The organism is Candidatus Hodgkinia cicadicola (genome assembly GCF_002774925.1).
The window spans coordinates 1-1,202 of sequence record NZ_NXGO01000039.1; the positions used below are offsets into that span (position 1 = coordinate 1).

A 1,202-nucleotide genomic window follows, 5' to 3' on the forward strand; every position below is an offset into this window, starting at 1 on the left:
GTTAAAAATAAATATTTAATTATTAGTAAAAACATTTTTATTTTGTAAAATAACGTAGTTATTTGAAAACATGGAATTTCATAATGTTCGTAGCTAAATAAGGCACATTCCATAAGAAAACAGAAAACATTTTCTATTATAGCGGGCACTAGTTTTACATAAGATGTAATTTCATGCATTGGTGTCTGCTGTGGCTCTGTGGAAAAGTCAGATTGTGGTCACTGAATCTGCTGTGCACTCAACACTTTAAAAGTTAGCTGGTTGTATCTTACTTTAGGATACAGTTCAGTGATTATCATCCTTTTTTTCCTGAAGTAACAGTGCGCGCCATTTTTTATAATGTGTTCATGTTAAACCATAATATTGAGCGACACTTAAATGCTTGTTATAGCGACTGCTGTTGGAGCACTGGCTGCTCAGAGTATTGGTGAACCAGGCACACAAATGACACTAAAAACTTTTCACTTTGCGGGTGTTGCCAGCATGAATATTACTCAGGGAGTGCCAAGGTAAGAACTACATATTCTTATACAGCAGAATTTGTTTTATTTATGTTAAATGAAATAGCGTTAAAAAAGCTTTACTGTATTGTATTTTTTGAATTCTTTGCTAATTGATTTTAGGATAAAAGAAATTATCAATGCAAGCAAAAACATAAGTACTCCTATTATCACAGCACATCTTGAAAATGATACAGACCCTGAATTTGCACGTAGAGTTAAAGGACGAATAGAGAAGACAACACTCGGAGAAGTAAGTTGATAAGTATTAATAACAATAATTTGGATAGGTTAAATTTCCTGACTGCATTGATGAAAACTGAAATTTCTTGCTGTTGAGATTGAGCTTTAAAATATTTTCATGGTTTTTCTAAGTCCAGTTGGTATCTTTTATTAACACATCTTTATTATCACTATTTGATGTTTAGTTATTGTCATACATTTTATTTACTCATACATTCTTAATGCTCCAGCACTACAACTGTGGCTTCCTATTGGCATAGATGACCACGTCCTTCTATCCACAGCAACTCTTCTCCAGTTAAAAATGCTCATTATTCTTAGGTCCTCCTCTACATGTGCTTGCAATCTGTTTTCCTCCTCCAACGTGTTTATTCTTGTGATGTTTCTAACTGGTAGCATTTGATGAATATGCCCTAGTCATTGTACCTCTTTAGTAACCATTCCAAGTGGAAGAGCGGA

2 protein-coding genes and 1 pseudogene are annotated in these 1,202 nt (G+C 33.8%); 1 reads left to right on the top strand and 2 read right to left on the bottom strand.

Features of this window, described 5'->3' with window-relative positions:
- Positions 1–245: hypothetical protein (locus MAGTDC_RS05540; protein WP_278046927.1), on the bottom strand; the 245-nt coding region annotated here is incomplete at its 3' end.
- Between the two features lie 151 nt (positions 246–396).
- Here MAGTDC_RS05540 and MAGTDC_RS05890 point away from each other — a divergent pair.
- Positions 397–513: pseudogene (locus MAGTDC_RS05890) on the top strand (hypothetical protein); the annotation flags it as partial.
- 434 nt (positions 514–947) lie between these two features.
- Here the strand turns inward: MAGTDC_RS05890 and MAGTDC_RS05545 are convergent.
- Positions 948–1,202 (bottom strand): hypothetical protein (locus MAGTDC_RS05545; RefSeq protein WP_278046928.1); only part of this gene is annotated, 255 nt, incomplete at its 5' end.